Annotated in this window: 15 protein-coding genes; 4 read left to right on the top strand and 11 right to left on the bottom strand. The window is 38.3% G+C overall.

Going from position 1 to position 24,763, the window contains the following annotated elements:
* Window positions 1-3 precede the first annotated feature (3 nt).
* Window positions 4-393, bottom strand: coding sequence for a hypothetical protein (locus LC419_RS10900; RefSeq protein WP_223607361.1), 390 nt, complete (start codon window positions 391-393; stop codon window positions 4-6).
* 389 nt (window positions 394-782) lie between these two features.
* Between LC419_RS10900 and LC419_RS10895 the strand changes: the two genes are divergently transcribed.
* A complete protein-coding gene (locus LC419_RS10895; protein WP_223607360.1) occupies window positions 783-1,739 on the top strand; it encodes a DUF4349 domain-containing protein in 957 nt (318 codons plus the stop codon).
* A 360-nt stretch (window positions 1,740-2,099) separates the two neighbouring features.
* Here the strand turns inward: LC419_RS10895 and LC419_RS10890 are convergent, their stop codons facing one another.
* On the bottom strand, window positions 2,100-2,465 hold the full coding sequence (locus LC419_RS10890; RefSeq protein WP_047448598.1) for a hypothetical protein: 366 nt from the start codon (window positions 2,463-2,465) through the stop codon (window positions 2,100-2,102).
* A 21-nt stretch (window positions 2,466-2,486) separates the two neighbouring features.
* Window positions 2,487-3,626, bottom strand: a complete 1,140-nt coding sequence (locus LC419_RS10885; RefSeq protein WP_072922884.1) for an acyl-CoA dehydrogenase — start codon at window positions 3,624-3,626, stop codon at window positions 2,487-2,489.
* A gap of 243 nt (window positions 3,627-3,869) precedes the next feature.
* Between LC419_RS10885 and LC419_RS10880 the strand changes: the two genes are divergently transcribed.
* A complete protein-coding gene (locus LC419_RS10880) occupies window positions 3,870-5,648 on the top strand; it encodes a long-chain fatty acid--CoA ligase (protein WP_223607359.1) in 1,779 nt (592 codons plus the stop codon).
* A 275-nt stretch (window positions 5,649-5,923) separates the two neighbouring features.
* Here LC419_RS10880 and LC419_RS10875 read toward each other — a convergent pair whose 3' ends face one another.
* Together LC419_RS10875 and LC419_RS10870 are read right to left on the bottom strand one after the other, a co-directional pair.
* A complete protein-coding gene (locus LC419_RS10875; RefSeq protein WP_223607358.1) occupies window positions 5,924-6,700 on the bottom strand; it encodes a zinc ribbon domain-containing protein in 777 nt (258 codons plus the stop codon).
* A gap of 2 nt (window positions 6,701-6,702) precedes the next feature.
* Window positions 6,703-7,800, bottom strand: a complete 1,098-nt coding sequence (locus tag LC419_RS10870; protein WP_223607357.1) for a Nif3-like dinuclear metal center hexameric protein — start codon at window positions 7,798-7,800, stop codon at window positions 6,703-6,705.
* Between the two features lie 61 nt (window positions 7,801-7,861).
* Here LC419_RS10870 and LC419_RS10865 point away from each other — a divergent pair, with 61 nt between their 5' ends.
* Window positions 7,862-8,689, top strand: coding sequence for an ion transporter (locus LC419_RS10865; RefSeq protein WP_223607356.1), 828 nt, complete (start codon window positions 7,862-7,864; stop codon window positions 8,687-8,689).
* A gap of 45 nt (window positions 8,690-8,734) precedes the next feature.
* Window positions 8,735-8,893, top strand: a complete 159-nt coding sequence (locus LC419_RS10860) for a hypothetical protein (RefSeq protein ID WP_223607355.1) — start codon at window positions 8,735-8,737, stop codon at window positions 8,891-8,893.
* Between the two features lie 83 nt (window positions 8,894-8,976).
* Here the strand turns inward: LC419_RS10860 and LC419_RS10855 are convergent, their stop codons facing one another.
* The 6 genes from LC419_RS10855 to dnaE all read right to left on the bottom strand — a co-directional run bounded on the left by LC419_RS10855 (window position 8,977) and on the right by dnaE (window position 24,408).
* Complete coding sequence (locus LC419_RS10855) at window positions 8,977-9,741, bottom strand: choice-of-anchor J domain-containing protein (protein WP_223607354.1); 765 nt, start codon at window positions 9,739-9,741, stop codon at window positions 8,977-8,979.
* A gap of 269 nt (window positions 9,742-10,010) precedes the next feature.
* On the bottom strand, window positions 10,011-11,603 hold the full coding sequence (locus LC419_RS10850) for a GEVED domain-containing protein (protein ID WP_223607353.1): 1,593 nt from the start codon (window positions 11,601-11,603) through the stop codon (window positions 10,011-10,013).
* 264 nt (window positions 11,604-11,867) lie between these two features.
* Window positions 11,868-13,460, bottom strand: coding sequence for a GEVED domain-containing protein (locus tag LC419_RS10845; protein WP_223607352.1), 1,593 nt, complete (start codon window positions 13,458-13,460; stop codon window positions 11,868-11,870).
* Between the two features lie 190 nt (window positions 13,461-13,650).
* On the bottom strand, window positions 13,651-15,552 hold the full coding sequence (locus LC419_RS10840) for a choice-of-anchor J domain-containing protein (RefSeq protein WP_223607351.1): 1,902 nt from the start codon (window positions 15,550-15,552) through the stop codon (window positions 13,651-13,653).
* Window positions 15,553-15,849: 297 nt separating this feature from the next.
* Entirely contained in the window at window positions 15,850-19,404 is a 3,555-nt protein-coding gene (locus tag LC419_RS10835) for a T9SS type A sorting domain-containing protein (RefSeq protein ID WP_223607350.1), read from the bottom strand.
* Window positions 19,405-19,740: 336 nt separating this feature from the next.
* Entirely contained in the window at window positions 19,741-24,408 is a 4,668-nt protein-coding gene (dnaE, locus tag LC419_RS10830) for a DNA polymerase III subunit alpha (protein ID WP_223607349.1), read from the bottom strand.
* Window positions 24,409-24,763: the final 355 nt, after the last annotated feature.

The following is a 24,763-nucleotide window of genomic DNA, read 5'->3' as shown; positions in this document are numbered from 1 at the left end:
ATATTAGATTATGGTTAGCTTAATTTTTTTAGGGCTGTCAAATATTTTCAGGATCAGTATGGGTGAAGATTGATTTTTTTCCGCATATTCCTGATTTTCTATTTCTTTATACAAAACATTTAAAGTGGAACCGTTACGTTCTATTTTTTCAATTTCGATATCTCCGTTTTTTATTTTTTTAAGTTTGGGTTTTATGACCAGAAAAAACTCACCTTCCTCCAAAACCGGTATTGGTGCAGATCTGGAGTATTTTGAATCATTCAGTTTCATATATAGATCTTTGATTCCTTTCGTGGAAGTGATGACTGTGTATTCACTCAGATCAATACTGGAATTAAGTCTTCTGATTTCGGTAAATTCTACATTTTCCTGTTTTTTATTTTCTTGGTTCATTCGCGAAATATTTTTGTAATCAGCACAATTAAACAATAAAATGCTAAAAAAACCTAAAAAAAGAAAACTTTTAATGAATAAACCCATAATAACAAATATAAAAATTATTTAAATATAAACATTTTATTTTTGTTATCATTTTTCACAATAATAGTCTAATAATGAGACAATAAACATCTCATCGTTATCCGAATGCTCTAAGCATTTAATACTATACAATAGACTTCCCGAGCATCTCAAAAAAACAGGTGATCATTTGTAAAATAATTGTAAAACAAATACAAAAAGCTATTTTTCAATTGCTTACACTTTTACTAAAACAATACTTTCCATTTACAAAGACCTAGGGCGGCTCCTTCCTAATTTTACTTCATCAAAAAAATAATGTTATGAAAAAGTTCATATTACTCGTGGCGGTATCCAGCACTTTTATGATGTGTAAAAAAGCAGAAGGTACCCAATCAAAGATAGAAGACACTTTACACGCAGCGGACAGTACGGCTGCAGCTGTCAATGAAACCGTTAACTCTATTAACAGTACTGCCAATAAGGTTCTGGATTCAGCGAATGTCAGAATAAAGGATTTTGAAGATGCAAAAGGTGAAATTCAGCAGAAAATAGAAAACACCTCAAAAATAGTAGATTCTCTGTCTGATAAAATTACCTCTACCAAACTGGAATCAAAAATTGAGAAAAAAGATTCGGCAGAGAAAAAAGCTGAAAAGATCGTTGTGAATGTTCCGGCTCCGAAGGTGATCAAAGAAACCAAAATCATCTACAAAGACCAACCAAAAAACGACAGTTACGAGCTCGCTGCGAAAAACAGAATGGTAAAAACCGGATTGCTGTCTGTAAAAGCAGACAATGCTGATACCGTAAAAGAACTGGTGAGAGAAGAAACCGTAAGAAACAACGGATATGTAAAAAGTGAAGAGCTTACCTATATTACCGCAGAGCCTGTCAGAAGGGAATCTTCTTACTCAGAAAATACACAAAGAGTATATTATATGGATATTAAAGTGCCGATCCGCAATTTTGATACCTTAATGAATGATCTGAGCAATATCGGTGATATTGAAACCAAGAACATCCAGGTAGCCGGAAATAACTATGCAGACAATACTCTTTGTACAATAACATTGACCCTTGCCGATAAATCTGCTGATGAAAAAGAACCTGAAACTTTCGGTGGAAAATCACTGGCGGCCATTTCATCCGGTTGGGGAGTAATCACATCTGTCTTTCTTTTCATCCTTCCTCTATGGCCATTATTTGTTATTGGCGGGATAGGATACTATTTCTACAAGAAGAAAAACAAAAAAACGACCGGCGATCATCCGCAATAAAACAGAATCCATCGAAAGATGGATTTTTTTAATATTTTTTTAAGGAATTAAAAAAATTAAAACCAATACTTCTTCCTATATTTATATTTATTAAGACAAGCATAATAAATCTCTGATAACCCTAACTAATTTTAAATATGACCCGGAAGTTTACAAATCTGAAAGGAGTAAGGATGCATTTGTTTTGGGAGCTATCCTATAATTTTGGTGTATATGATACTTTTATTGACCTGTTCACGAAATCAGATCAGATGGTTAAATCCGAAAATTAAAAGTGAATAATATCGCTTGAAAAAGTGCTTATATATTATTAAAGTAAGTGGTTTGTAAATGGAAAGGCTCCCCAATGGGAGCCTTTCTCTATTTCATATTGACTACTTTGTCTACCACAAACTTTGTGTTTCCTCTCCAGGGAAGTGCTCCATTGTATTCTTTATAATGAAGATCAAAAGTTTTACCGCTGTTGGTTTCCAACTGCTTAAAAATTTCAGGATCATCTACAGAAAATTCAAACTCGTAGCTTGTAATGGTTCCTGTTTTTCCTTTTCCAAAACCTTCCTGGATCAATTTTCCTTCGTAGGTTTTGAAAACATAGCCTTTTTTCATGGCATAATTCAGGTAGCCGGACTTTACGCCCTCTCCAAAAACGAAAAAGTATTTGTACCATACCAATACGCTTACCAGAATAAGGACTACGCCCAGACTGATCCACAAAGTTTTTTTCATAAGTAGTGTGTTTTATATTTGTTATTTTGCGATGCTTCTTGAAATCACAATTTTCTGGATTTCAGAAGTACCTTCATAGATCTGCGTGATCTTCGCATCTCTCATCATTCTTTCTACGTGGTATTCTTTCACGTATCCGTATCCACCGTGGATCTGTACCGCTTCGATCGTGGTATCCATTGCTACCTGAGAAGCGTATAGTTTTGCCATTGCTCCACTTTCAGAGATATCTTTACCTGCATCTTTCTCACATGCAGCTTTGAAACATAGCATTCTTGCCGCCGTGATCTGAGTAGCCATATCTGCCAATTTGAACGCAATCGCCTGGTGATTGATGATCTCCGTTTTGAAAGCTTTTCTTGTTTTGGCATATTTTAAAGCCAGTTCGTAAGCTCCTGAAGCAATTCCTAAAGCCTGAGAAGCAATACCGATTCTTCCTCCGTTCAATACTGCCATTGCAAAATTGAAGCCGAAACCATCTTCACCGATTCTGTTTTCTTTAGGTACTTTTACATTGTTGAAGATCAAAGAGTGTGTATCACTTCCTCTGATTCCCAATTTGTCTTCTTTTACCCCTACTTCAAAACCTTCCCATCCTCTTTCCACGATGAAAGCGTTGATTCCTTTATGTTTTTTCTCAGGATCCGTTTGTGCAATTACAATATAGTAGGAAGCTGTTCCACCGTTAGTGATCCAGTTTTTGATACCGTTTAATAGGTAGTAATCTCCTTTATCTTCTGCTGTTGTTTTTTGAGAAGTAGCATCAGAACCTGCTTCAGGCTCAGATAATGCGAAAGCTCCAATTACCTTTCCGCTCGCTAGAGGGGTAAGGTATTTTACTTTCTGTTCTTCGGAAGCAAATTTTTCAAGACCTGCACATACCAATGAGTTGTTTACAGACATTACCACAGCTGCAGAAGCATCTATTTTTGCGATCTCCTCCATTGCTAGGACGTAAGAAACACTGTCCATACCAGCCCCTCCGTATTTAGGATCCACCATCATTCCCAAAAGTCCCATCTCCCCCATTTTCTTTACCTGCTCTGTAGGGAATTTCTGCTCGCGGTCTCTTTCGATAACTTCGGGTAATAGTTCATTTTGTGCAAAATCTCTTGCAGCCTGCTGAATCATCAGCTGTTCTTCCGATAAATTAAAGTCCATAAAAAATAATAATTAGATAGCCGTAAATTTACACTTTTTAACGAAATCTGAAAATAGAATTAGAAGTTAGAAATGAGAAGTTAGAAGTTGGGGGTGGCTAGTTTCAAATTTCAGTTGTATAACAGCTGAAAACCTCCTGATATTATGGCAGGCATTCAATTAATTTTCAATTGGTGATTTCTGATTACTACAATTAAAAAAAATGCTTATATTTAAAATTCTTTAAAAATTGCTTAAAAAATCATGACGATCAAAAGATTATTCGATATTCCACACTACGCTTTAGAAAAATTTCCTAAAACGGATATGTTTGTTACTAAATATCAGGGCGAATGGAAAAAAACTTCAACGTTAGAGTTTATCAATCAGGGAAATAAAATATCCAGAGGACTTTTGAAACTGGGGATAAAGCCGGGAGATAAGATTGCTCTGATCACCACCAATTCACGTACAGAATGGGCGGTGATGGATTTTGGACTTTCTCAGATCGGTGTAGTTTCCGTACCTGTATATCCGAGTATTTCTGCTGAAGATTATGAATTTATCTTTAATAATGCTGAAATACAGTATTGCTTTGTGTCCGATAAAGAACTTCTGACGAAAGTGATGAAGGTGAAACATAATATTCCCTCTTTACAGGGTGTTTTTACTTTCGATGTGATAAGCGGAGCCGCTAACTGGCGAGAAATTCTGGATCTTGGGGAAGATGATTCTACCCAAATTGAAGTGGAAGACCTTTCCAATGCCATCAATTCAGAGGATCTGGCTACGATTATTTATACTTCCGGAACAACGGGAAGACCCAAAGGAGTAATGTTGACCCACCATAATATCGTTTCCAACGTTCTGGGTTCAATTCCAAGAATTCCTAAACGAAAAAGCCTGGATTACAAAGATTCCAGAGCATTGAGCTTCCTTCCGATCTGTCATATTTTCGAAAGAATGCTTTTCTATCTGTATCAATACAATGGATTTTCCATCTATTTTGCTGAAAGCATCGATAAAATGGGGGAAAACATCAAAGAAGTGAAACCTCACTATATGACTGTGGTGCCGAGACTGGTAGAAAAAGTATACGATAAAATCTACAATACAGGTTCTTCTGCGGGAGGTCTGAAATCTAAAATATTCTTCTGGGCATTAAATCTGATCAGTAAAAAGAAAACGATCTCAAAACCATCCGGACTGCAGGAAATCATTGCCGATAAGCTGGTATTCTCCAAATGGAGAGAAGGTATGGGAGGCGAAATCATCACACTGGTTTCCGGTTCTGCTGCTTTGTCTACAAGACTGAATATGATGTTCCAGAATGCAGGAATTCCTATTCTGGAAGGCTACGGACTGACAGAAACTTCACCGGTAATCGCGGTTAACAGTTTTGAGAAAATGAAGGTAGGAACCGTTGGTGCACCATTAGATAATCTACAGGTGAAAATCCAGGAAGATGGTGAAATTACGGTAAAAGGCCCTTCTATTTTCAAAGGCTATTTTAAAGCTGAAGAAATGACCAGAGAAGCTTTTACGGAAGACGGCTTTTTCAGAACAGGAGACATCGGGCATATTGATGCAGAAGGATTCCTTCAGATCACCGACCGTAAAAAAGAGATGTTCAAGACTTCAGGCGGAAAATACATTGCCCCACAAACTATTGAAAACCAAGCGAAAGCTTCAAAATTCATAGAGCAGATCATGGTGGTAGGTGACGGTGAAAAAATGCCGTGTGCACTGGTACAGCCTGATTTTGAATTTGCTAAAAACTGGGCCATGAGAAATAACCTGAATATTGGTTCTACTCCGGCAGAAATCGCCAAAAGCCCTGAATTAAAAGAAAGAATTGAAAAAGAAATAGAAGGCATCAACGAACACCTCGGAAACTGGGAAAAGATCAAAAGAATTGAGCTTACTCCGGAAGTCTGGGCCATAGAGACAGGGCTTCTAACGCCTACTTTAAAGCTGAAAAGAAAAGCGGTCAAAGAGAAATTTATGGATCTATACAATAAAATGTATGAGCATCACGATTAAAAATACAATGAGCTGTTTCAAGAGAAGCAGCTTTTTTTTATGTTTTGGCTAGGTATTAAATTGATGGGGATCAATATAAACGAGCTAAAGCCCATTCCTGTTGAATTTTAATAATGACTAAGTGTTTCTAAGGCCATCGAAATAAATGGAATTGTTTCGTTTACAGGATAAAACAACGGGCTAAAGCCCGTCTATATTGAATACCTATAGATTAACCCTATAAACAAAAAAAGTGCCTCATTACTGAAGCACTTTTTGTATGGTCTGAATCCTAATTAAAATTTAATTACGGATTTCATTCTGTCGTTTTCTTCCATTACCAATTCGTCATCCACCAGGATTTTCCCTGAATGCTCATCGATAATAATTTTCTTTCTCTGAGCGATTTCCATCTGCTTCTGAGGAGGAATCGTGAAGAATGAACCTTTCGGTGCCCCTCTTTCCAATCCTACTACAGCAAGTCCGTTGATAGAGCTCTTTCTGATTCTGTTATATGAAGCCAGTAATCTTTCGTCGATCTTACCTGCATACTCTTTAGACTGCTCTATTAAGTATTCTTCTTCTTTTTGAGTTTCAGATACAAGACCATCCAATTCTTCTTTTTTGAATTTTAAATGGTTTTTAAGATCATCTATTTTTCCGTTAAGTTCGCTTAAAGTTTCATTTTTGTGAGCAATTTTAGCTCCGAATTCTTTAATTCTTTTTTCAGCAAGCTGAATTTCCAGATCCTGGAATTCCATTTCTTTTCCTAATGCTTCAAACTCTTTATTGTTTCTTACATTATCCTGCTGAGATTTGTATTTTTCAATTAAAGTTTTTGCATGGTTAATCACTTCATGCTTAGTTTTGATCTGATCGTCCTGATCTTTGATATCTGCATGAAATTTTTCAGCTCTTTTTTCAAGTCCTTCAATCTCAATTTCAAGATCTTCAACTTCAATTGGCAATTCTCCTCTGGTATTTCGGATTTCATCCAATCTTGAATCAATGATCTGCAAATCGTATAAAGCTCTTAATTTTTCTTCAACTGAAATATCGTTGGTTTTTGCCATATTTAAATGAAATAATTTACTGGGTTTGTTTTTTCAATAGATTTTGAAATTGCAAATGTACTAAATTTTTGTGATAAAATTTCAAATAATTGTTGAGTTACAAATTGTTCTGATTCATAATGGCCTATGTCACAGATCATCATTTTGGATTCTGCCAGAAAATAGTCGTGGTATTTAATATCTCCGGTAAGGTAAGCATCACATTTCTGGGATAATGCAGCTTTGATTCCACTCGCCCCCGAACCTCCGAGAACACCTATCCTTTTGATTTTTTTACCGGTAAAATCAGAATGCTTGATCACTTCCAGTCCGAATTTTTCTTTAACGAATCTTAAAAAATCCTGTTCCTCCATTTCCTCTTCCAGATCACCATACATTCCCAAACCTGTATGCTGGTTCTCGTTCTCCAGTTGATAAATCTGATAAGCAACCTCTTCATATGGATGCGCGGCTTTCATCGCTGAGATGATCCTTCCCTGTTTATAGCTTTCAAAAATCACAGAAATCATATCTTCATCTACATTTTCACGAACATCTTGCTGTCCTGAGAATGGATTCGACCCTTCCGTGGGCCTGAATGTTCCGTTTCCGTTGAGGGTAAAACTGCATTCGTCATAAAACCCTATATTTCCCGCTCCTGCAGAAAAAAGGGCTTCTTTTACCTGTTCAGACTGATCTTTCGGGACAAAGACCGTCAGCTGTTTTAAATTATTTTTTCTAGGTTGAAGAATTTTCAGATCCTTCAATCCCAGCTGGCTGCAGATTCCATGATTGACGCCAAAGAAATCATTATCAAATGCCGTATGAATGGCGTAGATGGCAATTTTATTCTCAATCGCTTTTAACACGGCTCTTTCCACATAATTCTTTCCTGTCAGCGATTTTAATCCTGAAAAAATAATGGGATGAAAACATACGATCAGATTGCAGTTTTTCTGAATAGCCTCATCCACCACATTCTCCAATGCATCATGGCACACCAGTATACCGCTAACATTTCGGTCCGGAGATCCGCACAGCAATCCTACATTGTCAAAATCTTCTGCCTGCTGCAGCGGAATGCGGTGCTCTATTTTTGAAATTACTTCGCTTATTGTCATTTTATTCTGTATGTTTGCTACGAAAATAACGATAATTTGTTAATTTTAAAAAACATTAAAAATGGAAAGAGAACACAATCTTGTTCCTGAAGATAAGCTTTGGAAAAGGTTTCTTTACAGGGTCATCTACCGTGCCGACACCAAACTCGGTAAGTTATTTGACATTACATTATTATCTCTGATCCTGATAAGTACCGCCATTATTATGATGGAAAGCGTACCTCAACTCGACAAAAGATTTCACAGAACCTTTCTGATCCTTGAATGGATTATTTCTATTTTCTTCACCGCCGAATACTGGATGCGGATCAGTGTGGTAAAGAATAAGAAAAACTATATTTTCAGCTTTTTCGGAATCATCGATTTTTTGGCATTGGTTCCTTTTTTTCTCAGCTTTTTCTTTCCGGTGACCAAATATTTCCTGATTTTCAGAATGCTGAGAATGCTTAGGGTCTTCAGAATTTTCAATCTTCTGGACTTTATGAATGACGGTTACCTCATCGTAAGAGCCTTAAAGCACAGTTCCAGAAAGATCTATATTTTCCTTTTGTTCCTGATCATTTTCTCTGTAATTGTAGGCTCCCTGATGTTTATGGTGGAAGGTGGAAGACCTGGTTTTGAAACCATTCCGCAATCTATTTACTGGGCAGTGGTTACGGTAACGACTGTGGGTTATGGAGATGTCTCTCCTATTACACCGATGGGTAAATTTTTCGCTGTTATTCTGATGTTGGCAGGTTATTCCATCATTGCGGTTCCTACAGGAATTGTGACTGCCGAAATGAGAAATAAAAGACAGAATCTGGAAAAGATCTGCGACCAGTGTGGTAATGAAGATATCGATGACGACGCAAGATACTGCAAACAGTGTGGCAAGAAATTAGCTTAGTATTTGGTATTGATATTAATCTATTAACCAAATACCACAAAAATCATGGAACCACAAAAGAAAAATAAACCCAACAGTCTGGTCATTATCCTTTTTTCGTTAATCGTCTTAATGATCATTATCTATTTTATCCTTGTCATGTTTTTCCCTACGATCTTCGAGCATATGAATACGGGAGATATACAGCCAGTGCCGAATAAATGAGTAATGAATGATGGGTAATAAGTAATAAAAAAGACGGCTTTTGCCGTCTTTTTCCAATATAATGATATTGTTTTTTTATTTTTTTATTTTTTGATGGCTTTGATGGTTTGTTTTGAGCCGCCTTTCATATTCAGGGTTAGAAAGTATAAACCCTGTTTCAGATCTCCCAGATGAAGGGCTGAAGAAGGATTGTCAATGGTTTTTACCAGTCTTCCTAAAACATCAGAAACTGAAACAGATTTCACAAGATCTGTTTTTGAAATATTAAATACATCTGTGAACGGATTTGGATATGCCTTAACGGTTTCTTTTGCTCCGGAAACTTCAGATGTTGATAATACTCCAGTATTCACAGCAAAAGTATCAACATTAAGCTGCCCCTGATTTGCTCCGATAGCATAAATGGCTACATATACCGTTTGTCCCACATATGATGAAAGATTAAAGGTTTTTTTACCCCAGTAATTATCCGCTTGTTCCGACGGTTGAAGGACTGTTGTGAAAGCACCTGCCGTTTGATTGGTCGTAGAAAGCAAAACCTCATAACTATCAAATGAAGAAAAATTCATTGACTTAACATAAAACGATATTTGATCACTAACACCAGCTTGTACCGGGATTGCTTTTGTAATCAGGTAATCATTATGTGCTGTAGTTTCGGAATTAATTATGACTGTATTTGCTCCGGATTGTGGACTAAGTGACCCACCAACTCTCCATCCATTTGCCCCTCCATTATTGATAACCGCCCAACCTGATGGTAATATATCGCTGGAATCAAAATTTTCCGTCCATTGTCCAAAGCTTAATGTAGGCCATGCTAAAATAAAAAATAATACTTTTTTCATAATCTGTGTGTTTAAAATTATTTTGCAATGTAACCACATGAATTTTTATTCCAAAAATAAATTGAATAAAAGTATTTTTCAATAATCAGTGTATATTACGGGCTAAACTTACTTTTTTCATCTAAAGATTATTTTCAATTATTTATACTTTTATTAATAAAAAAATAGGTTTAAAAAAATATTGACATATCTGTTTTTAAATCAAACTTTATCGACAAAAAAAGGCGAATAAAAAAATATTCGCCTTTATAATTTTAGTTAAATTCAGATTATTTCTTAATGGCTTTTATACTTTGTTTGGAACCGTCTTTCATATTCAGGGTTACAAAGTATAATCCCTGTTCCAGATCTCCAAGATGAAGAGCTGAAGAAGGGTTATCAATAGTTTTCACCAATCTTCCCGAAACATCAGAAACTAAAACTGATTTTACAAGTTCTGCCTTTGAAATGTTCAGTACATCTGTGAACGGATTTGGATATGCCTTAATAGTTTCTTTTGCTCCGGCAACTTCAGATGTTGCCAGTGATGCAGATTCTACTTTGAAGTTATCCACGAAAAATTCATAATCTTCCGGATCATCTGATGTACCGTCCGAAGCATAGAATGCAAAGACTGTATTCGCTCCTGTATAAGAAGTCAGATTATAAGAATAAGTAGTAGACGTATTAGATGGTCCGTTCGCCGCATCCCATGTTTGCAGAACATTCCAGGTAATTCCTCCATCCCCGGATACAAGAAACTGAACGATATCATCAGATCCCATACTTGATGCAGCCGTGTCTAGAAACGCTGTAACTCCGTAATCAAACTTAACCTGATATCCTCCTGCTGAAAGATTGAAAGGTACAGTCTTCAGCCATGCTGCATTACCCGTATAGTAAAGATTGATTTTAGCAGAGTTGTTATCATCTCCGGCATTCAGGAAGTCTCCGCTATACCATAATTCTTCTGTATCATCAGGTCCGGTGGAAGCATCTCCCCCTGATGCCTGTTCCCAGCAATTGCCCGGGAATGTTGCAAAATCGTTTGTGTAAGTTACTGTAGGTACAATAACGGCACATTCCGTTGTAAATGATGCTCCTATAGACCATGCACTTTTATCGGAAGTGCTGCATACGGATCTTACCCATACATAATACGTAGTGGCTGGAGAAAGTGAAGATAATGATGCTGTAAGAGCAGATGCTCCTGTACTTCCTGTGGCAACAGTAGTACTTGTTGGCCCTGTACTTGTCTCGGAGTGATAATATTCATATCCTACGCCAACGGTGCTTGTAGGGGCTGTCCAGGAAATAGAAGCAGAATTTGAAGTGATGGTACTTGAAGATAAATTCCCTGGTGAAAGGCAACTTGGAGCAGCTCCGATAACTACCATATAATCATGTGCTTCTCCATACCCTGACGTATTACAAGGCTCCGGCTGACTGGAATAACGGTCTCCCACCCTCATTCTGTAAGTTCCGGGTATAGCGGTTACAGGAATGCTGATGGTCCCGTTAGTCACTGAATTTGTATCCGATCCTATACTGCTTGCTTCGGCTACCAACTCGGGTGCTGCATCATCAAAGGTTCCGTTATTGTCAAAATCAATCCAAACCCTAACATTTTGATTTTCATAACTATGGGTAATGGAAAAGGCATAATTAACACCGGCATTCATAGTAACGGTTTGGGTGGTGTAATCTCCGTAAGATGCCTGAGAACATCCTGTATCCAGATGACTAAATCCTGCTGCAGGGATCGTAAAACTGTCAATTACATCTCCGCCGGAACAGCCGCTCGAATATTCAGGGATACAATACGTTTGCGCAAATGCTGATGCGCTAATCATTAACAGATTCGCAAGTAAAATCTTTTTCATATAATATTATTTTATGGTATAAGCTAATTTAATAAAAAAAATACAATAACATCATTTTTTAAATTAAAAAATGACAGCTTACGTTTATCCATTATTATTATCGGATTGATCGTTATTTTTTGATAGCCTGTGTATAAACCTTCGAAACAATGATGATCCTTATTTTCAAAATTTCTGAAATAATAAATCTTTATCTGATCTTATTGCATAAAAAAGAACAGCAACTTTTCAGCTGCTGTTCTCTATCATATAACTAATTAAATTTTATTTTTTAATGGCCTTAATGGTTTGCTTCGATCCGTCTTTCATATTCAGGGTAACCAGATACACTCCTTGTTTCAGATCTCCAAGATGAAGGGCTGAAGAAGGATTATCTATGGTCTTCACCAATCTTCCCGAAACATCAGAAACTGAAACTGATTTTACAAGTTCTGCTTTTGAAATGTTCAATACATCTGTGAACGGATTCGGATATGCTTTAATGATTTCTTTTGCTGCGGCCACTTCAGATGTTGCCAGTGATGCAGATTCTACTTTGAAGTTATCCACGAAAAATTCATAATCTTCCGGATCATCTGATGTACCGTTGGAAGCATAGAATGCAAAGACTGTATTCGTTCCTGTGTAAGAAGTCAGATTATAAGAATAGGTAGTAGACATATTAGATGGTCCGTTCGCCGCATCCCATGTTTGCAGAACATTCCAGGTAATTCCACCATCCCCTGACACAAGAAACTGAACAATATCATCAGATCCCATACCGGATGCTGTCGTATTAAGATATACTGTAACTCCATAGTCAAACTTAACTCTGTACCCACCTGCTGAGAGATTGAAAGGTGCAGTTTTCAGCCATGCTGCCTTCCCTGTAAAGAAAAGATTAATCTTAGCAGAGTTGTTGTCGTTCCCTGCGTTCAGGAAGTCTCCGTTACGCCATAATTTTTCGGTATTATTAGGTCCTGAGGCAGCATTTCCGCCTGAAGCCTGCTCCCAGCAATTGCCCGGGAATGTTGCAAAATCGTTTGTGTAAGTTACTGTAGGTACAATAACGGCACATTCCGTTGTAAATGACGCTCCTATAGACCATGCACTTTTATCGGAAGCACTGCATACGGATCTTACCCATACATAATACGTAGTGGCAGGAGAAAGTGAAGATAATGATGCCGTAAGCGCAGATGCTCCAGTACTTCCTGTGGCAACAGTAGTACTCGTTGGCCCTGTGCTTGTTTCAGAGCGATAATATTCATATCCTACGCCAACCGTGCTTGTAGGAGCTGTCCAGGAAATAGAAGCTGAATTTGAAGTGATGGTACTTGAAGATAAGTTCCCTGGTGAAAGGCAACTTGGAGCAGCTCCGATAACTACCACATAATCATGTGCTTCTCCATACCCTGACGTATTACAAGGCTCCGGCTGGCTGGAATATCGGTCTCCCACCCTCATTCTGTAAGTTCCGGGTGTGGCTGTTACAGGAATAGTAATGATCCCGTTTGTCACTGAATTTGTATCCGACCCGATGCTGCTTGCTTCAGCCACCAACTCGGGTGCTGTATCGTCAAAGGTTCCGTTACTGTCAAAATCAATCCAGACTCTAATTTTTTGATTTTCAAAGCCATGGGTAATAGAAAAGGCATAATTAACACCGGCATTCATGGTAACGGTTTGGGTAGTGTAATCTCCGTAAGATGCCTGAGAACATCCTGTATCCAGATGACTAAATCCTGCTGCAGGGATCGTAAAACTGTCAATTACATCTCCGCCAGAACAGCCGCTCGAATATTCAGGGATACAATAGGTTTGCGCAAATGTCGACGTAAAAACAATTAACATATTCGCAATTAAAATCTTTTTCATATATTATTTTTTTATATTATAAGCAAATTTAACAAAAAAAACACAATAATATCGTTTTCTAATTTTTAAAAAAATAATATTAAACAATCTCTTATCATTATGGAATTCTGCAGTTTTTAAAATTGTATTTATTCGATGTTTATCATCAAAAAAAACAGCAGCCTTTCAGCTGCTGATCTATAGGATATGCTCACTTTTTAATTGCCTTAATGGTCTGTTTAGGTCCGTCTTTCATATTCAGGGTGACCAGATACACTCCCTGTTTCAAATCTCTCAACCGAAGGGCCGAAGTAGGATGGTCTATGGTTTTTACCACTCTTCCTGCCAGATCAATAATGGATACTGACTCCACTTTAGAAATATCAGAAATATTCAGAACGTCTGCAAAAGGATTTGGATAGGCTTTAAGGTTATTTTCTTTTTTAACCTCAGATGTTCCCATGGTAGAGCAATCCTGCGTCACAGAAATCGTATATTTTCCGAATCTCGCTGCCGTATAACCGGTCAGTAATACATAATACGTAGTTCCGGCTGTAGCATTGAATGTTAAAATAGATGAATTATTAAGATTAGCACCGGGACATCCGCTGTCAGCATATCCTACTCCAGATATATCGCTTACACATGTTAATCCTGAGCAACTTCCTGAATATACTCTTAAGTAGCTGTCAAATTCTGCTCCACAAGCACTGATTGTAATAGGTCCTGCTGCATGAGCTTTTACAGTATACCACACTCCTTTATAACTTGCTGTAGTGGTTGTACCGCCACAAGTACTGGCAGGTAAAGTTTCGTTGGCAGCAAGTGCATTGTTGCCTTCTACTGTTCCACCGCAAGGAATGGCAATTGCCGTATCACAGGTATCGTTCGCAGGTGCTACCGGTGAAGTAATACAGATGCTGAAAGATGAAGCTGTTGTAGCTGTACTTGATGAAGAATAAACTCTTACATAATACACCTGACCTACTGTCAAGCTCTGTAAAAGTACATTGGAATTACCAAAACCTCCATCTGTACATGCAACTGCTGTGAAACTTCCGCAAGATCCTGAATACACCTGTGTTGCGGTAGCATTATCCGTATAATTTACGGTTACCAGATGAGTCGCTGCAGTAGCTGTAAAGGAATACCAAACGTCATCATTGATTCCGCTGGCTGCACAAGTTGGAGTTGTTCCTGTACTTTGAGTAGCTCCAGCAGTAGTACCACTTACAGGATTCACACATATTCCTGTGCTGCTTACAGCTAATGAAGTAGCATTGGAACAATCATTATTAGCAGGTGCCGAAGCTGTTGTAAAGAAAATTTCAGTACAACTGGTGGCATCACCAACTGCATTATACGGAATAATTGTGGCATAATAAGTAGTTGCTGCATTAAGCGTTCCTTGTATATTATAAGTCGTCACATCTCCTGCATCGATATTATTTACAATATCCGTTCCTCCGCTGGTTGTCCCTACTTTAACTTTATATCCTGTAGCTGAGGATACCATATCCCAATTCAGTACGCCATCTGCATTTACTCCAGTGGCTCCATTTATTGGTAAAGTAATTGTAGTACAAGGCGGTAGTGTGGTAGGAGGAGCATCTACAATAAAGCTATCTGTAAAAAGGTAAAACTGATCAGTGTCCGTTGCATGAATGGCCACATAAACCGTTTGCCCAACATATGCGGATAAACTAATTGTTTTTTTTGTCCATGTTTGTGATGCTTTCTCTTCTGACTGCAGTACAGTCGAAAATGCTCCCTGTGTCTGATCTGTCGTTGAAAGTAAAACTTCATAATTTTCCAGAAGGAAAGAGCCGGATCTTACATAGAAAGCAATTCTTTCACTAATCCCTGCCTGTACATATATGGCCTTTGTGATCAAATAATCATCATGAGCTGTATCATTATAAGTAATCCCGGCAACGTTTGCTCCTGATTGTGTTGCACCAAGATTTGGCGTACGAATAGTCCAGCCATTGCTTCCGCCATTATTGATGATAGCCCAGCCCGCCGGAAGTGTCGTTCCGGAATCAAACATCTCTGTCCATTGTCCAAAGATGAAAACCGGAAGCATTATCATAAAAGATAATAGTTTTTTCATAATGTGAATATTTCAGATTAATGACATGAAAATATGAAATATTTCAACAATACAGTATGAAATCAATAAAATAAATAAAAATAACATAAATTATTAAATTATTTTCATCAATAACATAATTTTATAACATATTTTAATAATTATTTGTAATTCACTAAATTAAGAAGTTTTTTTAAAGAAACTTCTTCTAAAATTGATGCCCATTTCGGTAAGTCTATGAAATGAAATAAAAAAACATCATCAAAAAAGAACAGCAGCCTATCAGCTGCTGTTCTTTTGAATAGGGTTAATACAATTTTATTTTTTAATCGCCTTAATGGTCTGTTTAGATCCGTCTTTCAAAGTAAGAGTCACCAAATACATTCCCTGTTTCAGATCTCCCAACTGAAGGACTGAAGAAGGATTTTCTATAGTTTTCACCACTCTTCCTGCCAGATCAATAATGGATACTGACTTCACTTTAGAAATATCAGAAATATTCAGAACGTCTGCAAAAGGATTTGGATAGGCTTTAAGGTTATTTTCTTTTTTAACCTCAGATGTTCCCATGGTAGAGCAATCCTGCGTCACAGAAATCGTATATTTTCCGAATCTCGCTGCCGTATAACCGGTCAGTAATACATAATACGTAGTTCCGGCTGTAGCATTGAATGTTAAAGTAGATGAATCATTAAGATTAGCACCAGAACATCCGCCATCAGCATAACCAATTCCTGAAGTATTGTTCACACATGTAAGTGCTGCACAACTTCCTGAATATACTCTTAAGTAGCTGTCAAATTCAGCTCCACAAGCACTGATTGTAATAGGTCCTGCTGCATGAGCTTTTACAGTATACCACACTCCTTTATAACTTGCTGTAGTTGTTGTACCGCCACAAGTACTGGCAGGTAAAGTTTCGTTGGCAGCAAGTGCATTGTTGCCTTCTACTGTTCCACCGCAAGGAATGGCAATTGCCGTATCACAGGTATCGTTCGCAGGTGCTACCGGTGAAGTAATACAGATGCTGAAAGATGAAGCTATTGTAGCTGTACTTGATGAAGAATAAACTCTTACATAATACACCTGACCTACTGTCAAGCTCTGTAAAAGTACATTGGAATTACCAAAACCTCCATCTGTACATGCAACTGCTGTGAAACTTCCGCAAGATCCTGAATACACCTGTGTTGCGGTAGCATTATCCGTATAATTTACGGTTACCAGATGAGTCGCTGCAGTAGCTGTAAAGGAATACCAAACGTCATCATTGATTCCGCTGGCTGCACAAGTTGGAGTTGTTCCTGTACTTTGAGTAGCACTGTAAGTAGAACCGGTTACAGGGTTTGTACAAGTTCCCGTGCTGCTTACCGTTAATGAAACAGCGTTAGCACAGTCATCATTGGCAGGAGGAGGAGGCAGTGTACCGATACACACACTAAATGTATTAGCATAAATCGTTGTAGACGTATTTGCATTGGAGTTATACACTCTTACATAATAAGTTTCTCCAGCTGTAAGGCCTGTAAGTGCAGTGTAGTTTGTATTTGAAGTGATACAGGTTTTGTTGACCAAAGCCCCACATCCTCCTGTGAATACCTGTGCATACAAGCTCGTAGATGAGCTGCTTCCCACTGATACCACATTTTTTAACCAAATTGTATGTGCAGTACCGGTAGCGGTAAATGAATACCAGACATCATCGTCAGGAGTCCCTGAACAAGTGCCTACCGGAACTGAAGAATTGGTTGCACCAAAAGTAGTTCCCGAAGTTACAGATCCACAGCTCATATCCGGATTAACGGTCAAGGTAGCAGCACCTGAACACTCGTCATTTGCCGGAGGTGGAGGTAAGGTCCCTATACATAGATCAAATGTATTGGCATACAATGAAGCCCCGGAGTTAGCATTTGAATTATAAGCTCTTACATAATAAGTCTCCCCTGCTGTCAGGTTAGATAAAACAGTGTAAGTTGAATTTGAAGTAATACATGTAGTGCTCGTTAATGTTCCGCATGCACCACTGAACACCTGAGCGTACAATGAAGTAGATGTAGAGGTTCCTACAGAAGCTACATTCTTAAACCAGATCGTATGTTTTGTGCCTGTCGCAATAAATTTATACCACACATCATCATCCGGAGAACCTGAACAAGCTCCTACAGGAACAGAAGAGTTAGTTCCTCCTGAAGTATTTCCTGCAGTTACAAAACCACAGTTCATATCAGCATTTACCGTAACCGTTACAGCATTCGCGCAATCGTCGTTTGCAGGCGGAGGCGGAGGTGTTGATACACAAATATTGAAGCTTGCGTTTGTATTTGCATTCGATGAATATGTATACACTCTTACATAATAGGTCTGACCCACAGTAAGTCCTGTTGCCATATTGATATTATCATCAGAACACAATATGCTGGTCATTGTCCCACAGCTTCCTCCAAGAACCTGGAAGTACATATCAGTATCTGAGCTCACCCCCGTAGAAACTACATTGGAAATGGTAATCAGGTGACTGGTTCCTGTTGCTGTAAAGCTATACCAAACATCATCTCCCGGGTTACCACTACAAGGCGTAGCTGCCATCGAGAAACTGGCCCCAAGAGTATTTCCCGGTGTTGTAGTTGTACATGTCAATCCAGGATTAACCGTTAACGAAACTGCTCCGGAACAATCATCATTAGCAGGAGGCAATGTAGCTCCTGTAGTGAAGTTTCTTTCCGTACATCCTGTAGAAGCAGCATTAGCGGTGTAGGCTGTTATGGTATAAAAATATTGAGTGGAAGGATTAAGTTGCTGTGCTGTTGTTAAAGTGTAGGTCAAAACATTTCCTACATCAAAATTACTCAACACATTATTAGCGCCTGCAGATGTTCCGATACTCAAACGGTACCCCTGAACTGCTGTTATAGCAGACCATGTAAAGGTAGGTTTTACCGAAGTTCCCAGTATAGAGGCTGCAGGAATACTCACAGAAGGACATGCCAACGAAGCAGTAGTAAAACTTCTTTCAGTACATCCTGTACTTGCTCCTACTGAGTTTAAAGCACTTACCGTGTAATAATACTGCGTACTGAAGTTAAGAGCGCTGGTAAACGTAAAGCTGGTTACATTCCCCACACCTACCGTGTTCATTATATCTGTACCGCCCGGTGTTGTTCCTACGCTCAACTTATAGGAAGATGCATAATTGGATCCTGCCCATGTAATCGTAGGTAGAACAGACACATTGGTAGCATTTGCAGCAGGAGCTGAAACTACCGGACAAACCGGTGCAGCCGCCGGAGAAAGTCCTAACAATCCGGTAACAGATTTGACAGTCCCACGTGTTCCTGAAGGAGGAGTTGCAGGATCCGGATTTACCGTATCACTTCTGTATGCCAACCCTGAATTTGAAGGTCCTGTATACGTGTAAAACTTGTTGGTACTAGCCGTATAGTCTGCCGTATTTTCATCAATAGCAATAACCAGGTTATCCGTATTGTTATAGGCAAAAGGTGAAGTGAAGTTGACCGTAACTTCATTACCTGCCACACTTACTGCTCCTGAAAATACCTGAGTCATACTGGCCAAAGGAATCCAGTCTGTAACAGAGCTAAAGCTTGTCTTAGCGGTATGTCCTACATAAACCACCCAATCAACTGATTTAGAAATATCTGCATTATTCGGGAGAAAAAATTTAACGCCCGTAATATTGCCTGCTGCAGCTGTATTAATTTCAGTCTTGGTAAAAATCTGCTGACTGTAATTATAGCCGAAATTCACATCCACGGGCATATACCCGCCCTGGGCAGTTCCACTACCCAGGATAACCTGGGCATTGATGAGTGTCGCCATTAAAAAGAATAAAAACGACAATAGAGTTTTTTTCATAAATAGTAAAAATAAAAATTAGGGCTGTAAATGTACTTAAATATTCAACAATGAATCAAAAATTAACATAAAATATTAAACCAAAATAAACAAATGAGTCATTTTTTTAAACAAAATTAAATATATGTTTAATTTTAACTTAAAATTCACAATCTGAAGATAAATTAAAAAATACTGATTATCAGTAATTTACATTAAAATTTAAAATCACTTAAATAGGAAAAATATCAACTTAACATAAAATATTTTTTTCTCATCTATTCCACTCATTTTCAATTTAAAAAAACAAAAAAAGCGACAAAATGCCGCTTTTTTATTTTTAACAGGTTCCTTTTATTAATTCAGATAGAACTCATATTTATTGAGGAGCTGAATTTCTTTAATCAAATCTCCGTTCAGATCTACCGAATGCTTCATGGACTGAACTTCAATCTGTGAATCATCTTCAATATTTTTGATATAGAATTTAAGCTTCTGATTTCCTTTATTCCGGTCGAGAACCGTTCTGAAAAATTCAAGATCTTCAGCCCGAACATCCATGACATCCATCACGAGAGAAATACTTTTTGCAAACCGCTCAAATGCCTCCTGCAGCTCTATAACATCATTTACATTCACGAAAACCCTTCCATCTTTTACCTGTGCAAATTTTATTTTAAAAATCACAAACCTCTGGACTTCCAGCTTTTCTTTCAAACGCATATAATCCCTGTCTCCAAGCCTGAATGAATAGGATCCGGAATAATCTTCCAATGTTACAAAAGCCACTTTTTCACCACTTCTGAAACCGTCCTGAACTCTATACTCAGTAATAAGTCCGGCTACCGTGTATTCTTTTCCGCCGCCACCGTTTTCTCTTTCTTTCTGAAGGGTTTTCCAGTCTTTCTTCTTTTCTTCAAACAGCTCTTCCTGCTTGTTGGAGAAAGCCTGCTCTTTATAAGCATCCACTTCATCGAGATTCAGGAACATAAAATTTCCTTTTGGCTCAGCTTTTTTCGTCACTTCTTCTATGATTTCCTCTTCCCCTATGGACATTTCATCAGAAACAATTTCAATAAGATCTACCGTTTCATCCTGAGCATCTTTTTCCAAAATAGGAACCTCATCCGTTACCAGCTTTTCTTCCTCATCTTTTTCCAGCACGCTCTTTTTAGACAGTTGCCCCTGCATAAACTGGAAATGATATTTGAATTCATCCAGCGGATGCGCAGAAAGATAGAATCCAATGATCTCTTTTTCTTTGTTAAGCTTATGCATATTCGGCCATTCCGGGCAAGGTGGTAATTTTGGCTGCTCGATCTGGACTTCATCAGCAAAGTCTGCGAAAAGAGAATGTTCCATTTCGTTTTTACTTTCCTGAAAGCTCTGCCCGTATCTGATTAATCTTTCCAGATTGGTTTTACCCGCCATATCAATATCAAAATACTGACCTCTGTGGTAAGATCCCAATTCATCGAAAGCACCTGCCAATACTAAACTTTCCGCCACTCTTTTATTCATCTGGGAAGGTAAAATTCTTTCGAAGAAATCATAAATATTTTTAAACCTTCCGTTCGCTCTTTCTCTTGTAATGGCCTCACTCGGCCCTTCTCCAATCCCCTTGATTGCTCCCAGACCAAAACGGATCTGACCTTTTTCGTTTACTGAGAATTTATATTGGGATTCATTCACATCCGGCCCCAAAACATCTACCCCGATACTCTTGCAATCCTCCATAAACATGGTGATAGAATCCGTATTGTTAATGTTATTACTCATTACACTCGCCATATACTCAGCCGGAAAATTAGCTTTCAGATAGGCTGTATGATACGCGATCATTGCATAGCATGTAGAGTGAGATTTGTTGAAGGCATATTCTGCAAAGGCCTTCCAGTCATTCCAGATTTTCTCTAACCGCTCTTCATTAAGATTGTTTTTCCGTCCTCCTTCAATGAATTTCGGGTACATTTTATTCAGAACGTCGATCTGTTTTTTACCCATTGCTTTTCTCAATGTATCGGCTTCACCTTTTGTAAAGTTGGCCAGCTTCTGGGATAAAAGCATTACCTGCTCCTGGTATACGGTGATTCCGTAGGTTTCTTTTAAATATTCTTCGGTCTCCGGTAAGTCGTATACAATCTCTTCAATTCCGTGCTTTCTGTTGATAAAGTTCGGGATATATTTAATCGGTCCCGGACGGTATAAGGCATTCATGGCAATAAGATCGGCAAAAACCGTAGGCTTAAGCTCCCTCATGTATTTCTGCATTCCTGGGCTTTCATACTGGAAAATCCCGATGGTTCTTCCTTCCTTAAACAGCTGATATGTTTTCGCGTCATCCAGTGGAATCTCATCCGGATCAAGGTCGATATTATGTCTTTGCTTCACCAGTTTCATGGCATCTTTAATGATGGTCAGGGTACGAAGTCCCAGGAAATCCATTTTCAGAAGCCCTGCGCTTTCCGCCACTGAGTTATCAAACTGCGAAACAAGAATGTCCGCATCTTTCGCTGCAATGGTGATCGGAACAAGATTACTCACATCCTCAGGCGTAATAATTACCCCGCAGGCATGAATTCCGGTATTCCTGATACAGCCTTCCATTTTCTTGGCACTTGCCAATACATCGAAACGCGGATCGTCAGGATTATCAAGCACCATCCTCATTTCGTCTACCAACATCTGCTCTTCAGGCTTCAGCTTGTCATATTTAGCCAAAGCTTTTGCAATGTTCATTCCGGGACTTGGAGGAATCAGTTTTGCAATATTATTGGTATCTGGAATGGGAAGATCTAACACCCTTCCTGCATCTTTAATGGCAGATTTGCCTCCTAAAACGGAATAGGTAATGATTTGTGCTACTTGGCTCTGTCCGTATTTTTCGATAACCCATTTAATCACCCTGTCACGACCTTCATCATCAAAGTCAATATCAATATCGGGCATCGAAACCCTTTCCGGGTTCAGGAATCTCTCAAAAAGGAGATCATATTTAATAGGGTCAACATTGGTAATCCCAATGCAGTAAGCTACCGCAGAACCTGCTGCAGACCCCCTTCCCGGTCCTACCCAAACTCCCATATTACGGGCTTCATTACAGAAATCCTGCACAATAAGGAAATATCCGGGATACCCGGTGTTCGCGATTACATCAAGCTCAAAGTCCAGACGTTCTTTGATTTCATCTGTAATTCCGGTTTCAATATATCTTTTTCTAGCCCCTTCATATGTTAAATGAGTAAGATAAGCCATCTCCCCTCTTTTTCCTCCATCTTCAGCATCTTCCGCATGGATGAACTCTTCCGGAATATCAAATTTAGGAAGGAGAACGTCTCTTTTTAAAGTGTACGGACTGAATTTGCCTAGAAATTCCTCATAAGCATCGAAAGCATCCGGATAAGCAAGAAATGCTTCTTTAATTTCGTCGCTGTTTTTTATATAATACTCCCCTGTAGTAAGTCCTCTTCGTTTCCCGAAGCCTTTTCCTACAGGAGTGGTAAGTTTTTCACCATCCTTTATACAGCTTATGATATCCTGAATATTGGCATCCTCTTTTTCAGTATAAAAAGTTTCGTTCTGGGCAAGAATTTTAGTATCATATTTATCTGCCAGATAAAGTAAAACTTCATTTAAATGCTCTTCTTCAGGCAGTTTATGGTTCTGAAGTTGCACATAGAAGTCATCACCGAAGGTTTCTTTCCACCATTTAAAGAGCTCTTCCCCTTTCTGCTCCCCAGTATTAAGGATGGCATCCGGAATATCTCCCAGAATACCGGAAGTTACCGCAATAAGCCCTTCTTTGTATTCAGCGATCAATTCTCTGCTGATTCTCGGCACTCCAAAATAGAACCCTTTTAAGAATCCTATACTCGAAAGCTTCGCGAGATTTTTGTATCCGTTAAAATCTTTTGCCAAAAGCACCATTTGAGTCCTTCTGTCTGGATCATCTTTGGTAAACTGCTTCTGCTCGTAACGTTCTGATATATAAAATTCGCAGCCTACGATGGGTATAAGCGGAGCTGAAACAGGCTCTTCCTCTGTAAATTCAGTTCCGTTTTCTTCGGCTTCCTGCTTTTTAGCAAGGAATTCTTTATGTTTTTTTGAACGGTCGGAATTCGCGGATTCTACCGCTGATACAAATTTAAAAGCCCCCATCATATTTCCGGTATCCACCATTCCTACGGCAGGAAATTTTTCATCAGAAGCTTTTTTGATCAGGTCATTAATGCTGGAAGTTGCCATCAATGTAGAGAAAACACTGTGGCTGTTGAAATTGAAATATTTCCCGATATCAACTTCGTCAATATTTCGGGAGTCTGTATGTTTTTTCTTACTGTTAAAATCAGCAACCTGGCGTCTGATGACAATCGGAAACGGCTTTATCGGATCCGGATAAAGTGTTTTGAAATATGCCAGCTGATCTTCGGATATCTTCAGTACTTCGGACGGAATCACGCCAATTCTCATCATTTCGAAGAATACTCTGGCGGTTGCATTTACGTCGGCTGCAGCGTTGTGGGCTTCGTCAAATTTGTGACCGTACAGCTTTTCGTACAGTTCCTCCAGTTTAGGAGATTTATACCTTCCTCCTCTTCCACCACCAAGCTTACAATAATCTGTTCCCAGAATCATGGTATCGGCTTTGGGCTTATCCTGAAGATTGTCTTTTATGTTTTTCCTGAAGAATTCAGCGCCTACGATATTGTAATCGAATTCCACGTTGTGTCCGGAAACAATTCTCACTCTGTCCAGCACTTTGGAAAATTCTTCCAGAATCTCCTGCAGGTCGCGCCCTTCTTCATTGGCGATCTTGGTGGTAATTCCGTGAATCCTTGCAGCATTGAAGGGAATATCATACCCTTCAGGTTTTATTATATAATCCTGATTTTCAATTAAATTACCATCATCATCATGCACCTGCCATGCGATCTGAACCATTCTTGGCCAGTTATCTGAATCTGAAAGTGGTGCATTGAAATTCTTAGGTAAACCGGTTGTTTCTGTGTCAAAAATTAAATACATATAAGTTTCTAACTTTTTAAAAAAAAAGAGAATGTAAAGTTACTCCATTTTTTTCAAAAAATTCACCAGTAAAATACAAAAGAAGGGCGAATAATTTTTCACAAAATTCGATTTATCAATTAAAAATGACTTTTAATTTAAATACAAACATTAATTACATATTATTCAGAATAAAACGAAATAAAAACAAATTATAAACAATAAAATACACTTTAAAACAACAATTTAACAATTTTTAATTTTCAATTGAAATAACATCTTTTATATTTGATTCGAAAATATGACTAAGCAATAGGCATTATGCATCAATGCTAAAAAGCTGTCAAATCAAGCAAATCAACTTTTCATTAATTCC

The organism is Chryseobacterium sp. OSA05B (genome assembly GCF_019970065.1).
Lineage (GTDB): Bacteria > Bacteroidota > Bacteroidia > Flavobacteriales > Weeksellaceae > Chryseobacterium.
The sequence above is the reverse complement of the archived record's forward strand: the minus strand, read 5'-3'. Positions and strand labels throughout refer to the sequence as shown.

Bases quoted from the DNA above. Each gene is read 5' to 3' on its own strand.
- LC419_RS10865 (WP_223607356.1), top strand. From the start codon at position 7,862: ATGGAAAGAGAACACAATCTTGTTCCTGAAGATAAGCTTTGGAAAAGG.
- LC419_RS10845 (WP_223607352.1), bottom strand. From the start codon at position 13,460: ATGAAAAAGATTTTAATTGCGAATATGTTAATTGTTTTTACGTCGACA.
- LC419_RS10860 (WP_223607355.1), top strand. From the start codon at position 8,735: ATGGAACCACAAAAGAAAAATAAACCCAACAGTCTGGTCATTATCCTT.
- LC419_RS10890 (WP_047448598.1), bottom strand. From the start codon at position 2,465: ATGAAAAAAACTTTGTGGATCAGTCTGGGCGTAGTCCTTATTCTGGTA.
- LC419_RS10850 (WP_223607353.1), bottom strand. From the start codon at position 11,603: ATGAAAAAGATTTTACTTGCGAATCTGTTAATGATTAGCGCATCAGCA.
- LC419_RS10870 (WP_223607357.1), bottom strand. From the start codon at position 7,800: ATGACAATAAGCGAAGTAATTTCAAAAATAGAGCACCGCATTCCGCTG.
- LC419_RS10875 (WP_223607358.1), bottom strand. From the start codon at position 6,700: ATGGCAAAAACCAACGATATTTCAGTTGAAGAAAAATTAAGAGCTTTA.
- dnaE (WP_223607349.1), bottom strand. From the start codon at position 24,408: ATGTATTTAATTTTTGACACAGAAACAACCGGTTTACCTAAGAATTTC.
- LC419_RS10880 (WP_223607359.1), top strand. From the start codon at position 3,870: ATGACGATCAAAAGATTATTCGATATTCCACACTACGCTTTAGAAAAA.
- LC419_RS10895 (WP_223607360.1), top strand. From the start codon at position 783: ATGAAAAAGTTCATATTACTCGTGGCGGTATCCAGCACTTTTATGATG.
- LC419_RS10855 (WP_223607354.1), bottom strand. From the start codon at position 9,741: ATGAAAAAAGTATTATTTTTTATTTTAGCATGGCCTACATTAAGCTTT.
- LC419_RS10885 (WP_072922884.1), bottom strand. From the start codon at position 3,626: ATGGACTTTAATTTATCGGAAGAACAGCTGATGATTCAGCAGGCTGCA.
- LC419_RS10840 (WP_223607351.1), bottom strand. From the start codon at position 15,552: ATGAAAAAACTATTATCTTTTATGATAATGCTTCCGGTTTTCATCTTT.
- LC419_RS10835 (WP_223607350.1), bottom strand. From the start codon at position 19,404: ATGAAAAAAACTCTATTGTCGTTTTTATTCTTTTTAATGGCGACACTC.
- LC419_RS10900 (WP_223607361.1), bottom strand. From the start codon at position 393: ATGAACCAAGAAAATAAAAAACAGGAAAATGTAGAATTTACCGAAATC.